Origin of the sequence: Vibrio sp. Vb1755 (genome assembly GCF_033338635.1) — a bacterium.
Lineage (GTDB): Bacteria > Pseudomonadota > Gammaproteobacteria > Enterobacterales > Vibrionaceae > Vibrio > Vibrio alginolyticus.
Map to the genome: position 1 here is coordinate 50,839 of NZ_JAWOTA010000015.1, position 14,440 is coordinate 65,278.

The 14,440-nt window shown below is 46.0% G+C and carries 13 protein-coding genes; 2 read left to right on the forward strand and 11 right to left on the reverse strand.

Going from position 1 to position 14,440, the window contains the following annotated elements:
* The first annotated feature begins 160 nt into the window (after positions 1-160).
* Complete coding sequence (gene barA, locus R7E00_RS14260; RefSeq protein WP_033907441.1) at positions 161-2,959, forward strand: two-component sensor histidine kinase BarA; 2,799 nt, start codon at positions 161-163, stop codon at positions 2,957-2,959.
* 69 nt (positions 2,960-3,028) lie between these two features.
* Here the strand turns inward: barA and acpS are convergent, their stop codons facing one another.
* The 11 genes from acpS to rpoE all read right to left on the reverse strand — a co-directional run bounded on the left by acpS (position 3,029) and on the right by rpoE (position 12,268).
* Positions 3,029-3,409, reverse strand: coding sequence for a holo-ACP synthase (acpS, locus tag R7E00_RS14265; RefSeq protein WP_053306776.1), 381 nt, complete (start codon positions 3,407-3,409; stop codon positions 3,029-3,031).
* A gap of 10 nt (positions 3,410-3,419) precedes the next feature.
* Positions 3,420-4,154, reverse strand: coding sequence for a pyridoxine 5'-phosphate synthase (pdxJ, locus tag R7E00_RS14270; RefSeq protein WP_053306777.1), 735 nt, complete (start codon positions 4,152-4,154; stop codon positions 3,420-3,422).
* Positions 4,151-4,882, reverse strand: a complete 732-nt coding sequence (gene recO, locus R7E00_RS14275; RefSeq protein ID WP_005384578.1) for a DNA repair protein RecO — start codon at positions 4,880-4,882, stop codon at positions 4,151-4,153. The genes pdxJ and recO overlap by 4 nt, the downstream gene beginning before the upstream one ends.
* Positions 4,883-4,997: 115 nt before the next feature.
* A complete protein-coding gene (era, locus tag R7E00_RS14280; protein ID WP_005380931.1) occupies positions 4,998-5,960 on the reverse strand; it encodes a GTPase Era in 963 nt (320 codons plus the stop codon).
* A complete protein-coding gene (rnc, locus tag R7E00_RS14285; protein ID WP_005380932.1) occupies positions 5,953-6,630 on the reverse strand; it encodes a ribonuclease III in 678 nt (225 codons plus the stop codon). Before rnc ends, era begins: the two co-directional genes overlap by 8 nt.
* A gap of 21 nt (positions 6,631-6,651) precedes the next feature.
* Positions 6,652-7,551, reverse strand: a complete 900-nt coding sequence (gene lepB / locus R7E00_RS14290) for a signal peptidase I (protein ID WP_005380933.1) — start codon at positions 7,549-7,551, stop codon at positions 6,652-6,654.
* A gap of 104 nt (positions 7,552-7,655) precedes the next feature.
* Positions 7,656-9,449, reverse strand: a complete 1,794-nt coding sequence (lepA, locus tag R7E00_RS14295; protein WP_005380934.1) for a translation elongation factor 4 — start codon at positions 9,447-9,449, stop codon at positions 7,656-7,658.
* A gap of 158 nt (positions 9,450-9,607) precedes the next feature.
* Positions 9,608-10,078, reverse strand: coding sequence for a SoxR reducing system RseC family protein (locus R7E00_RS14300; protein ID WP_005384575.1), 471 nt, complete (start codon positions 10,076-10,078; stop codon positions 9,608-9,610).
* A gap of 2 nt (positions 10,079-10,080) precedes the next feature.
* A complete protein-coding gene (gene rseB, locus R7E00_RS14305; protein ID WP_005380941.1) occupies positions 10,081-11,040 on the reverse strand; it encodes a sigma-E factor regulatory protein RseB in 960 nt (319 codons plus the stop codon).
* Positions 11,037-11,663 (reverse strand): sigma-E factor negative regulatory protein, encoded by a 627-nt coding sequence (locus R7E00_RS14310; RefSeq protein WP_005380944.1) that lies wholly within the window; start codon positions 11,661-11,663, stop codon positions 11,037-11,039. Before R7E00_RS14310 ends, rseB begins: the two co-directional genes overlap by 4 nt.
* Before the next feature lie 26 nt (positions 11,664-11,689).
* Entirely contained in the window at positions 11,690-12,268 is a 579-nt protein-coding gene (gene rpoE / locus R7E00_RS14315; RefSeq protein WP_005380946.1) for an RNA polymerase sigma factor RpoE, read from the reverse strand.
* Positions 12,269-12,822: 554 nt separating this feature from the next.
* On the opposite strand from rpoE, the gene nadB reads away from it, so the two are divergent.
* Complete coding sequence (gene nadB / locus R7E00_RS14320; RefSeq protein WP_025998529.1) at positions 12,823-14,436, forward strand: L-aspartate oxidase; 1,614 nt, start codon at positions 12,823-12,825, stop codon at positions 14,434-14,436.
* Positions 14,437-14,440: the final 4 nt, after the last annotated feature.

A 14,440-nucleotide genomic window follows, 5' to 3' on the forward strand; every position in this document is an offset into this window, starting at 1 on the left:
CGGCTTCACTATTCTTGATTGCAGCCGTTGTGTGATTCGAGTGACTTGATTATGCTTACCGTTTATTCGGTGACGTCACTTCTTTGCTCAAGGCTTTATCGTGCGCTTGAGAAATAATGCGTTATTTTCCCATATCCAGACTCCGATGTAATTAGATAACATGACCAGATATGGCTTACGAGCACGTGTAATTACACTAACTCTCGCTCCCACTCTCATTATTGGTTTATTACTGAGCGGCTTTTTCTCATTTAACCGCTACCAAGACCTTGAGAAACAAGTTATCACCACTGGTAACAGCATTATTGAGCCGCTGGCGATTGCCAGTGAAACTCATCTACTATCAGAAAGCCGAGAGGCGGTACGTCGCTTGATAAGCTACGCGCACCGCAAAAACTCCAAACTGGTTCGTAGTATCGCGGTATTTGATGAACATCATGAGCTCTTTGTAACCTCTAACTTTCATCCTAATTTTGAAGCCTTGATGTTTCCCAAAGATAAACCGATCCCGCAACTGGGTAATTCGGAAATCTACGAAAACTCACTGATATTGCGTGTCCCCATTTTGTCAGAAGGTCACTACTTAGCGGAGTTGTCGAACGAAAGCCAAGGCACAAAAGCGATTGGTTACATCGCCGTCGAGTTAGATCTCTCCTCCTTGAGGCTGCAACAGTATCAAGAAGTCTTCTCTGCGTTTTTAGTTCTGGTTCTCGGTCTTGGCTTAGCAAGTGTGTTTGCTTCACGTCTAATGCACGATGTGACCCAACCTATCACCCACATGAAGAATGTCGTTGACCGCATTCGCCGTGGTCATCTGGATGTGCGTATCGAAGGCAAAATGCACGGTGAGTTAGACCAGCTAAAAAATGGCATCAACGCCATGGCGGTATCGTTATCAGAATATCACGTAGAGATGCAGCACAGTATAGACCAAGCCACGTCCGACTTACGTGAAACGCTTGAGCAGCTAGAAATTCAGAACGTTGAGCTGGATATCGCGAAGAAACGCGCGCAAGAAGCGGCCAGGGTTAAGTCAGAGTTCTTGGCGAACATGTCGCACGAGCTGCGTACTCCGCTCAATGGGGTGATTGGCTTTACTCGTCAAATGCTTAAAACGCAGCTTTCTAACAGCCAAACGGATTACCTACAGACGATTGAGAAATCGGCGAACAACTTGCTGAATATCATCAATGACATTCTCGACTTCTCGAAACTTGAAGCGGGTAAGCTGGCGCTGGAAAACATTCCTTTTGATTTCCGAGAAAGTTTAGAAGAGGTAATTAACCTACAAGCCACAAGTGCACATGAGAAAGGGTTAGAAATCACCCTAAAAGTGGACCCTAAAATTCCACCAGGTTTAGTTGGGGATCCACTACGTATCCAGCAAATTTTGACGAACTTAGTAGGTAACTCAATCAAGTTTACCGAGCGAGGCAACATTGATGTTAGCGTAGAAATGCGCTCTCAATCAGGAGACTCCGTCGAACTGCAATTCATGGTGCGTGATACCGGCATTGGTATCTCTGAGCGTCAGCAAGCGCAGTTGTTCCAAGCCTTTAGCCAAGCAGATGCAAGTATTTCACGTCGTTACGGCGGTACTGGCCTTGGTCTGGTCATCACTCAGAAACTGGTGAGCCAGATGGGCGGCGAAATCAGTTTAACCAGCCGTCTACACCAAGGTTCAACCTTCTGGTTTACGGTGCGCTTGCACTCAACCGAGATGCCAATGAGCGAACTGATTGAAGTGGAACTTCTGACTGGGAAGCAGTTACTGCTGATTGAACCAAACATGCAAGCCGCATCCGTAACCCAACAGATTCTAAGTCAGGAGGGTATTTTAGTAACCTACCGCTCTTCGCTACCAAACAACGAAGAACAATATGATTATGTATTGTTGAATTTAGCGGCCAACCAGACTCACGATGCGGAAGTTATTACACCTTGGATAGAACAAGCGAAACGTATGGCTCCGAGTGTTCTCCTAGGGACACCGAGTACCGAATTGGCGCTTGCGGACCAAATAATGACAGAGCATCACGTCCAGTGCCTGACGAAGCCATTGTCTCGCCGTAAGTTGCTACAAAGCCTGATTAGCGAACATGTAGAATCGCCACCGGTATTAAGCGCTCCAATTACGCCAAGCGAAGGGGACCGTTTACCTCTCACTGTACTAGCAGTGGATGACAACCCTGCAAACTTGAAGCTGATCTCTGCACTGCTCCGCGAACGAGTAGAAACCGTCACCGCCTGTAGCAATGGCCAGCAAGCGGTGAACCTGGCGACAGAGAAAAAGTACGATTTAATCTTCATGGATATCCAAATGCCACAAATGGATGGGGTGACCGCTTGTAAGCACATTAAAGAGTTGGAGCTAAATAAAGACACGCCAGTGATTGCGGTAACGGCGCATGCCATGGCAGGGGAACGAGACCGCTTGCTCTCGGCAGGAATGGATGACTACTTGACCAAACCTATTGAAGAGCATGTGCTACAACAGGTTTTGGTTCACTGGAACCCCAATGCTTGTACAGAGAGCATTGGCAAAGTCGCCCCTTCATACGTTGATGAACCTGAAGGAAGCGCACCACAATCCGTTTCTTCACCTCAACAGGATGTGATTATTGATTGGCAAGCGGCCTTGAAACAGAGCGCGAATAAAGAGGATCTCGCCAAAGATATGCTGCGCATGTTGATTGAGTTCATCCCTGAAGTAGAAGCGGTTGTTGACCAAGCTCTAGAGCAAGAAGATATCTCTCGTGATGACCTAATTCATGTCATCCATAAGCTGCACGGCAGTAGTTCATATTGTGGCGTTCCAAGACTGAAGTCACTCTGTGCGACGCTTGAGCAAGCACTGCGCTCAGGGATCAGTCTTGAGGAAGTTGAGCCTGAAATGTTCGAGCTGCAAGATGAAATGATTAAAGTCACAACGACTGCAAAATTATACCTTGAACAGTAATCTGCTCGAGAGACAAGAAAGCCAGAGCATCTGCTCTGGCTTTTTAGTATTTTGTTTAAGACTTACAAGCTAGGATTCAAAAATGACCGTCGCCACAGCGTAATGACGCTCATCGGAAATGGACAGGTGAATGTGGTTAACACCCATCGCATCCGCTATTTGCTTGGCTGTGCCCGTCAATGCGAGTACTGGTTTTCCAAGCTCATCGTTCGAGATGGAAAAGTCGTGAAACGTGACCCCTTTTGCGATCCCTGTCCCCAATGCTTTTGAGGCAGCTTCTTTAACAGCAAAGCGCTTAGCAAGATAACGACCTTGCAGCTTAAGCTGTGAGAATTTGGTCATTTCTTCTTCTGAAAGAATCCGCTGAGCAAAAGGTTCACCACTACGAGCTAACGCTTTTTCAATACGCTCAATTTCTGCAATGTCGGTCCCTAACCCTATAATCGCCATCTAGATAGCCCTATGACTGGCGAGCCTCAATCATCAGTGCTTTCATGTCAGCAACCGCTTTATTTAAACCATCAAATACTGCGCGACCAATGATTGAGTGACCAATGTTGAGTTCGTAAATTTCTGGTAATGCAGCAATTGGTGCGACATTGTGATAAGTCAGGCCATGCCCGGCATTAACAATAATACCTAGATCATGTGCATAACTCGCACCAGCGGCAATCTTCTTCAGTTCAGCTTGTTGTTCGTCTTCTGTCGTCGCATCTGCATAATGGCCAGTATGTAGCTCAATAAACGGAGCACCACACTTTTTCGCAGCTTCAATCTGTTGACGGTCAGCATCAATAAAGAGCGAAACTTTAATGCCGGCATCTGTCAGCTTTTTCGTCGCAGCTTTAATTTTGTCAAGCTGCCCTACTACATCTAAGCCACCCTCCGTCGTCAGTTCTTCACGTTTTTCAGGCACTAAACACACAAACTCTGGTTTAGTTTGCAGCGCAATCTCAATCATTTCGTCAGTCACTGCCATCTCTAGATTCATACGCGTTTGAATGGTTTCACGCAGAATACGTACATCACGATCCAAAATATGGCGACGGTCTTCACGTAAGTGGATAGTGATACCGTCCGCGCCTGCACGCTCAGCAATTTCAGCAGCGTGAACAGGATCTGGGTATTTTGTACCACGTGCATTACGTAGAGTGGCAATATGGTCGATATTGACGCCTAAATAAATTGAGCTCATTTTCCGTTACTCCGTGCTCTGGGGGTCTGAATGAAAAATTCACGACTTTTTAAAGGTTTGCCGCCAAGATACGGCTTTAAGGCTATACGTGTAAAGCGTTTTGCCGCTTTTAGCTGCTCTTTAGTGACGAACCGCCGCTCACTGATAGCAATCAGTTCATTCCCTAAAAACGTGAGGTTATCGCGCCTAACCGAAGCAATAAACCCTTTCTGTTCCCGGTAACGATAGGTCATTTCTGGATCGACGGGCTCGCCGGTACCTGCACAATGCAAAAAATCCACGCCATACCCCATCGCAGACAGCAAGGCTAACTCAAAACGACGCAGTGCAGGCTCAGGGTTCTCGTTGTGCGCCAACTCGGTTAACGCATGCAAATAATCATGAAATAGTGCTGGCATCGGCACTTCAGCCATCAAAATACGGCCAATCAGTTCATTGACGTACATGGCTGAGTAGAGATTAATGCCCGTTAACGGCAAACCTAGACTTATCGGCTCGGCTTGACGCAAAGTTTTCATTGAGCCTTTCCCCGACCATTTAAGTAATAGCGGGGTAAAAGGTTGCAATGCGCCTTTTAAGTTCGAACGCTTACTGCGCGCGCCTTTGGCCATTAAAGTCATTCGGCCATATTCCTCACTAAATACATCAAGGATTAAGCTCGATTCACTGTAAGGGCGTCGGTGCAATACAAAACAGCGCTGTAAACCTTCGGAAGACAGATTACTCATCTAAGTCATTGTGCCTAAAAAGTGTGAAATAAAAAATAAGGAGCCGAGCGGCTCCTTATTTTAATCGATACTGATTTTTCATCGATGTTGGAGCGAAGCACCTTCGCAGCCAAGATTATAAATCGTCTATATAACCCAACGATCGCAACGCTCGTTCGTCGTCTGCCCAGCCAGATTTCACTTTTACCCAAGTTTCTAGGTAAACCTTACGACCGAACAATTCTTCCATATCTAAACGCGCTTCGCGACCAATGGTTTTAATCTTCTCGCCGCCTTTGCCAATCACCATTTTCTTCTGGCCATTACGCTCAACAAGAATCAATGCATTGATGTGGAAACCGTCGGTTTCTGGGTTGTAATCAAAACGTTCAATCTCAACCGTTACTGAGTATGGCAGCTCTTCACCAGTAAAGCGCATCAGCTTTTCACGCACAATCTCAGACGCCATAAAACGCTGAGAACGGTCAGTCACGTATTCTTCTGGGAAGTGATGCGTTGCTTTAGGTAAGTGATTACGCACGTGCTTACGCAGTACGTCAATGTTCTTACCTTGCTTGGCAGAGATTGGCACAACATCCACGAAGTCCATCTTCTTCGACATCTCCGCCATGTGTAGCATCACGTCGTTACGATCTTGTACGTTGTCGACTTTGTTTACACAAAGCACAACTGGGAAGTTCGATTTTTGAAGTTTGGTCAGCACCATCTCATCGTCTTTAGTCCAATGCGTACCATCGACTAAGAAGAACACAAGGTTTACATCACTCAATGACGAGTTAGCTGCACGGTTCATCAAACGGTTGATCGCACGCTTTTCTTCAATGTGAAGTCCAGGCGTGTCGACGTAAATCGCTTGGTAATCGCCGTCCGTATCCACACCCATAATACGGTGGCGTGTCGTTTGCGGCTTACGAGAGGTGATCGAAATCTTCTGACCCAAAATCTTGTTCAAAAGTGTCGACTTACCTACGTTTGGACGACCAACAATAGCAATAAAGCCACAGTGTTGGTTTTCTGGCGAGCTTGGCTCACCTTGTGATGCGAAAAACGCATCGATATCGAATTCGTTATCAGCCATTTGTTAATTGCTCAAGTGCTGTTTCAGCAGCCGCTTGTTCTGCCTTGCGGCGGCTGGTGCCTTTACCGATTACAGGCTTATCCACACCTGCTACTTCGCACTCAACCGTGAACTCTTGGTTGTGCGCTTCACCTTTAATATTAGTCACTGTGTAGACAGGCAGCGGTTTTCTTCTGCCTTGTAGGAACTCTTGTAGGCGAGTTTTCGGATCTTTCTGTGAAACGCCTGGTTTAATGGCTTCAAGGCGTGACTGATACCAACTCAGTACAATGCCTCGCACAACTTCAAGATCACTGTCTAGGTAAATTGCGCCAATAATGGCTTCAACCGCATCGGCTAAAATAGAGTCTCGGCGAAAACCGCCACTCTTCAATTCACCTGGACCTAATTTTAAATAATCTCCTAGATCGAATTCACGACCCAGTTCCGCCAATGTATGTCCGCGAACCAAAGTAGCACGCATGCGGCTCATGTCACCTTCGTTCACTTTTGGGAAACGATGGTACAGATCATCAGCGATGACAAAACTTAAAATTGAATCGCCCAGAAACTCAAGACGTTCATTGTGCTTACTGTTGGCGCTGCGGTGCGTCAGCGCCAAATTGATAAGCCCGGCATCTTGAAACTGGTAGCCGAGCTTTCTCTCTAGTTTATCAATTGGAGAATTCATACTCTCTCGATATTTGAATGGTTAGTGAATGCCACCGATGCGGTTAAAACGCACACCAGTTGGAATCCATGAAGGTAGAACACTATCTGCGCCACGATCAAACTCGAAGCTGATCCAGATCGCGACAGCTTTACCGACTAAGTTTGCTTCTGGAACAAAGCCCCAGTAACGGCTGTCAGCACTGTTGTCACGGTTATCACCCATCACAAAATACTGACCTTGTGGTACAACCCACTCTGTCGTGCCGCTGCGTGGGAAATATTGCTCCACGCGGTTACGCACAAGAGGGTTAACCAAAATATTGTGCTCAACGTTACCCAATTTTTCATCCAGTTGGATCATTGGAATACCGTTCGAGCTAAACTGACTTTCTTCAACATTGCTCAGTTTAACTGGCTTACATGCCGATTCGCCTTGGCTTTGCACGCAAAGCTGCTTATCACTTGAATAACGCACGATATCACCAGGTAAACCAACTACACGCTTAATGTAGTCCACACTTGGTTGTGGTGGGTATTTGAATACCACGATATCACCACGCTCAGGCTTACCAGTTTCCACTAGCTGAGTACGCCATACTGGGTCTTTTAGACCGTACGCGTACTTCTCAACTAAAATGAAATCGCCAACCAACAAGGTAGGCATCATTGAGCCTGATGGGATTTGAAATGGTTCGTAGATAAAAGAACGTAATACTAAAACGAATGCGATCACAGGAAAAATAGAGACGCTATTTTCAACCCACCAAGGCTGACGCTCAACTTTTTGCAAGGTCACTGCATCCAAACCATTAGACGTCTGAGCTTGAATCTCAGCCAGTTTTTCCTGACGCTTTTTCGCGAAAACCAGCTTTTCCAATAGCCAAACAACGCCAGTTACCAAAGTCGCAATAACCAACATCAGTGAGAATGTATTCGCCATTAAATTCCCTTATCTAAAAATACGAAAGTGAAAGAGCCGAAACCCTTTCACTTATTTTAATATCTAACGTCTTAAGACCGACAAGTGTGAGACAAAGTTCAACTTTAGTCTTTACCTACGTGAAGGATGGCTAGGAACGCTTCTTGAGGCAGCTCAACGTTACCGATCTGCTTCATGCGTTTCTTACCTTCTTTCTGTTTCTTCAGAAGTTTCTTCTTACGACTTACATCACCGCCGTAACATTTCGCAATAACGTTCTTACGCAACTGTTTTACAGTTGAACGAGCGATAATGTGGTTACCAATTGCCGCTTGGATTGCGATATCAAACATTTGGCGAGGGATGAATTCTTTCATCTTCTCTACCAACTGACGACCGCGAGTCTGAGACTGATCTTTGTGTGTGATCATCGCCAATGCATCAACAGTGTCACCGTTAAGAAGAACGTCTACACGTACCATGTTCGAAGCTTCAAAACGCTGGAAGTTGTAATCCAAAGATGCGTAACCGCGTGATGTTGATTTCAGACGATCGAAGAAATCCAGTACCACTTCAGCCATTGGAATATCGTAAGTCACAGCGACTTGGTTACCGTGGTAAACCATATCAACTTGACTGCCTCGCTTTTCAACACACAGGGTGATTACGTTACCGAGGTACTCTGAAGGCACAAGGATATTACAACGCGCAATCGGTTCACGAATTTCTTCAATATCATTGATCGCTGGTAGTTTTGCTGGGCTATCAACATACAGCAGATCGCCATCCGTCTTCTCAACTTCGTAAACTACCGTTGGTGCTGTGGTAATAAGATCCAAGTCGTATTCACGCTCTAGACGCTCTTGGATGATTTCCATGTGCAACATGCCAAGGAAGCCACAACGGAAACCAAAGCCAAGTGCCGCAGAGTTTTCTGGCTCGTAGAATAGCGATGCGTCGTTTAGGCTTAGTTTGCCTAGTGCGTCACGGAAGTTCTCGTAATCGTCAGAAGATACAGGGAACAGACCTGCGTAAACCTGAGGTTTAACTTTCTTAAAGCCAGGTAGCGGTTTATCACAACCATTCTTCGCTAGAGTCAGCGTATCACCAACAGGGGCACCAAGAATGTCTTTGATACCACAAACAACCCAACCTACTTCACCAGTACGAAGGGTATCGGTATCTACTTGTTTTGGCGTAAAGATACCAAGGCGGTCTACACCCCAAACTTGGCCCGTACTCATCACTTTGATCTTATCGTTCTTCTTCAGTTCGCCGTTTTTAATACGCACTAGAGAAACAACGCCAAGGTAGTTATCAAACCATGAGTCAATGATCAGCGCTTGTAGTGGCGCATCTGGATCACCTTCCGGAGCAGGGATCGCTGACACAATGTTCTCTAGAACGTCATCAACACCGATGCCTGTCTTCGCAGAACAGCGGGTTGCTTCCATTGCATCGATACCAACGATTTCTTCAATTTCTTCCGCTACACGCTCAGGATCGGCTGCTGGTAGGTCAATCTTGTTCAAGATTGGCACAACCTCTAGATCCATTTCGATCGCGGTGTAACAGTTAGCCAGTGTTTGAGCTTCAACACCTTGACCCGCATCCACAACCAATAGCGCACCTTCACAAGCCGCTAGAGAACGTGATACTTCATATGCAAAGTCAACGTGCCCCGGAGTATCGATGAAGTTCAGCTGATACGTCTCACCGTCTTTAGCGGTGTAGTTTAGCGTCACACTCTGAGATTTGATGGTGATGCCACGCTCACGTTCAAGATCCATAGAATCCAGAACCTGTGCGGCCATTTCACGATCGGTTAACCCGCCACAAACTTGGATTAGACGGTCTGATAGGGTCGACTTACCATGGTCGATGTGGGCGATAATCGAAAAGTTACGAATGTGCTTCATAGATTTAGGGTGACTAACTCTTTACAAATAGGGACAGTAAGAAACGCCATCTACTGACGGCATTTCAATCAAGTTGGCAGATTCTACCGAATTTCGTTAACGGGCGCACGTAATTTAAAGTACATACCCAAATAACCTTTAGTGGAGGGGGACAGCACTTACTGGATTGGCTCTCCAAGTACCCGAACGAGGGTAACTTGGCGCTTAGATTCATCTTCTAACGGACGAGAAACACGTTTTGCGATCCACATTCCACCAGCGGCAAACAATACCGATGCCAATATGATGATGCCTTCCCCGCCGGCTGTCAGCGGCGCTAATAGGAAGTGACCAAACATCGCACCGATAATCAAACCAAACAATGGCAGTAAATAAACCGCCATTGCTGATTTTATTAGGCTCGACTCAGGAAAACCAATCTCGACGACTTGACCTATTTTCACCGATTTATCCGTGCGCAGGTGCCAAGATAAACTCTTGTTACCAATGGCTTTAGTAACAACGCCCGTTCCACAGCTTTTCTGTGAAGAGCAACTACTGCAACTGGTCTGCTGTTCGCAACTTAAATCAATTTCGTATTGCTTGCCGCGACGATGCACGTCTGTCACGGTAGCCAACGCGGTCATCATTGTTATTTACTCTTTGTTACATTAAATGTGACAGATTGGGCGATACGCTGTGCTGTGGTCGGTGGAATGTCTCCTACAACAGAGATTTCATGTTGACCACTCACAAAACTGTGTAGCGTTCTTCTGCCTTGGCGAACCAACTGCCCTTTTAACGAATGCTCATCCTTGTTTGCTACGTAAACAGAGAAGCTAAACAGACCATCAGAATACAGCTGGCTCTCCACCATTTGGTTAGTAACGGCCATACGATAGCGGTTGAGCTCGTTCGGCTCGAAACCCTCAGGGATCCAACCAACCTGCCAATTACTGGTCCCAATATCGCCTTTTGGCATGGTGAGAACAGCAGGTAATTGAACATCTTGCAGGCCACTCATTAACTCTGCGATTTTTGGGTTTACCGTGTAAGAAATAGTGCGATATTGTTCAAGCATCTCACCATCGCGGTCCACAAGGTCGGCACGTAACGGCAATTTACTCTTCTCATCGATCCATAGTACGTATGAATAGCGCAGACCGTCTTTAGGAACAATACGCAGCACTTGTGTTGCCACACCAGCTTCACGAGCTCTACCCACTTTTACGTAGTCGTAATACAAGTTTAGCTCATCGATATTGGTGTTGAGCATAGGCATAGTCGGAGCGACCATTTTACCTGACTCGATGGTGAATGGTTCTAAACCCGTTTCGATATAACTTACTTCAGTTCCGCGACGAATCACTTCACGCACAGGGCCACTTAAGTAGACAAGATGAGCATATTGATCGTCACCATGCGTGGCATGACGATACAGCAACGGCTCAATGCTGTTCTTTTTGATAAGGATATAAGAGAGTTCGTAACTTAAATTCTTACTCGCCTCGCTCATTTGATGCAATAAAGCCTCCGCTGGCTTATCACCAGCAAAGGCTTGAGAAGACATCATACTGAACAGAGCGCAAGCGCTGATCAGAAATTTTTTCATTCAATATCCGGATTCAGATTTGCATCTTGTTGAGATGCATCACTGTTAATTCGTAACTGCAATTCGTAGTCTCGCAGCATAGCATGAACACGCTTGCGCTGCTCTTGCATATTTGCCTCGCCTACAGAACGTTCTACAGACTCACGAGTCAAACTCACTGGTTCTGCGCTGCCAGCAAACGGAACCGTCTGCAATACAGGTAATTGATCTGTTTGCGGCGACATTGAATCGCTACCACCGTACTGCTGTACACCTAAAATAACAACAAGCGATACACATGCAGCAACAGCAACTTGACCAAACTGCGTCAACCAACCTGGCAACTGACGTTTTGCTTTTTGCGGTTCTGGTTGCGACTCTTTTGGCGTATCCGCAATTGAGATAACATTTGCACTGTGCGAATCAAACGCACGGTGTGCAGGTTCATCTTCTAACGCTAACGCCACGCTTTCAGCAATATTCCACTCAGGTTTTGCTGGCGCTTCGCCTCGCATCACATCACCAATCAGGTGATAGTTCTGCCAAGCATCACGGCTCTCTTGGTCTTGCTCTAACTCTTGAATTAAAGCCTTATCGACCAATTCTCCATCCATGAGAGCTGAAAGTTTTTCTTTGTCAGCCATTATTTTCACCATAGTTATTACTTGTACTAGCGTTGCAAAAGAGGTCTGATTTTCTTTTCCACCGCCTCACGAGCACGGAAGATACGCGATCGTACCGTTCCTACCGGGCAATCCATCACTTCTGCAATTTCTTCATAACTCAAGCCATCGAGCTCTCGTAATGTCATTGCGGTTTTTAAATCTTCAGGTAAAGCTTCGATTGCACTGAACACCACCCGTTGCAATTCTTTGGACAACGTTAAGTTCTCAGGGTTCGATATTTCTTTAAGTGCACTACCTGTTTCGTAAAATTCAGCATCTTCAGCATCGACATCTGTCGCTGGAGGTCTACGCCCTTGAGCAACAATGTGATTTTTCGCAGTATTCACTGCAATGCGATACAGCCACGTATAAAACGCACTTTCCCCACGAAAGCTAGGGATAGCTCGGTAAGCTTTAATAAACGCTTCTTGTGCTACATCTGGTACATCGCCAGGATTACTAACGTATCTGGAAATAAGATTACATACCTTATTCTGGTACTTTGTTACCAACAGGTTGAATGCTTGCTTATCGCCATTCTGAACTCGCTCAATCAATACTTGATCGGTCAGCTGCTCGTTCATTCGAGCGGATACTCCTATTTGTTATGCCCCTACTCTTCTCAGATATGGGTACTAATTATGCAAAACGTAGTATTGACACCACTGCTTACTTGAGCACTATTGTGACCCTAACGTGAATGAGAAAGTTCCATGGTTTCTCAAGTTTTTTGTCATTGTTTTTTCACAGTGTGATGTCTGTACCCAAATGACCACCGCTGCCTGACTTTAGTCTAAGTTTGACAAGCGAGCATCTTGGAGGGAAATGGGTATAATGAATGATCTCTGTCCCAGATTGTGCTGGGTCGAGCATGGAAAAGCAATGGCATTGACAAACTATTACTTTTCATTTGCATGGCTAATGGCTATCTGAACACCGCGTTACAAATTATAACTTAGGAAGCATGCTCATGCTCTGCATGAAAAAGAAGAGTGGCTCAGTCACCGCCGTAACACGGACGTCGATAGGTCTCCCAACTTAGCCCTTAGCGACAGATGTCGCGATAATGGAATGCACATGGTGTGCAAATAATACACAAGGTAACTTTGTTACCTTAGCTTGGGATTATAAAAGTTATATGAACACAAATCGTGAACATGAGTGTGATGTATTAGTGGTAGGGAGTGGCGCGGCAGGTTTGTCGTTGGCTTTGCGCGTTGCTAACCACTGTAAGGTGATGGTGCTGAGTAAAGGACCACGCAGCGAAGGGGCAACCTACTATGCTCAAGGCGGTATCGCTGCCGTATTTGATGAGTCAGACACCATTGATTCACACGTTGAAGACACGCAAATCGCCGGGGATGGTATTTGCGATGAGGAGACCGTGAGGTTCATTGCTGAGCATTCAAAAGAGTGTGTACAGTGGTTGATTGACGGTGGTGTCCCATTTGATCGTGAAGAAGATGACTCTGACGATGAACCTCGCTACCACTTAACTCGTGAAGGTGGTCATAGCCGTCGTCGTATTCTCCACGCGGCAGATGCGACAGGTATGGCGATGCAAACCTCCCTGCAAGATAACGCTCATAATCATCCAAACATTCATGTTCTCGAACGTCATAATGCTCTGGACTTAATCACCGAAGACAAAATTGGCGGTGATAAAAACAAAGTTATCGGTGCTTATATTTGGAACCGCAACGAAGAGCATGTCGAAACCGTGCGAGCCAAATTTGTGGTTCTCGCTACAGGTGGTGCTTCAAAGGTTTATCAATACACCTCTAACCCAGATGTGTCGTCTGGTGATGGTATTGCGATTGCTTGGCGTGCAGGGTGTCGTGTGGCTAATATGGAATTTAACCAGTTCCATCCGACGTGTTTATATCACCCAGAAGCACGTAACTTCTTGCTAACTGAAGCGTTACGTGGCGAAGGTGCTTACCTGCGTCGTCCAGATGGTTCTCGCTTTATGCCAGATTTCGATGAACGTAAAGAGCTTGCTCCGCGTGACGTCGTGGCTCGTGCTATCGACTTCGAAATGAAGCGTTTAGGCGCCGACTGTATGTATCTCGACATCAGTCATAAGCCTGCTGACTTTATTACGAAACACTTCCCTACCATTTATTCACGTTTGATGGACTTGGGCATTGACATGACTAATGAGCCAATCCCAATCGTACCTGCTGCACACTACACTTGTGGCGGTGTCATGGTGGATAGAAATGGCTGCACCGATCTGAAAAATTTGTATGCGATTGGTGAAGTTAGCTACACCGGGCTGCATGGTGCTAACCGCATGGCATCAAACTCACTTCTCGAATGTGTGGTTTATGCTTGGTCTGCGGCAAAAGATATTCTAAAACATCACACTAACGTTGAGCTACCCTCACAGGTGCCATGTTGGGATGAAAGTAAAGTAACCAATAGTGATGAAGAAGTGATCATTCAGCACAACTGGCACGAGCTTCGTCTGTTTATGTGGGACTACATGGGCATTGTGCGAACTGACAAGCGTTTAGAGCGCGCCTTACGCCGTATCCAACTGTTGCAACAAGAAACACACGAGTACTACAGCAATTTCCGAGTGTCGAACAACTTATTAGAACTGCGTAACCTTTTACAAGTAGCAGAGTTGATGGTTCGTTGTGCGATGCAGCGTAAAGAGAGTCGAGGTTTGCACTACACGCTTGACTATCCGAACCAACTGGAAAACAGCGGACCAACGATTTTGGTTCCAGCTAAACAGCTTTAACTTT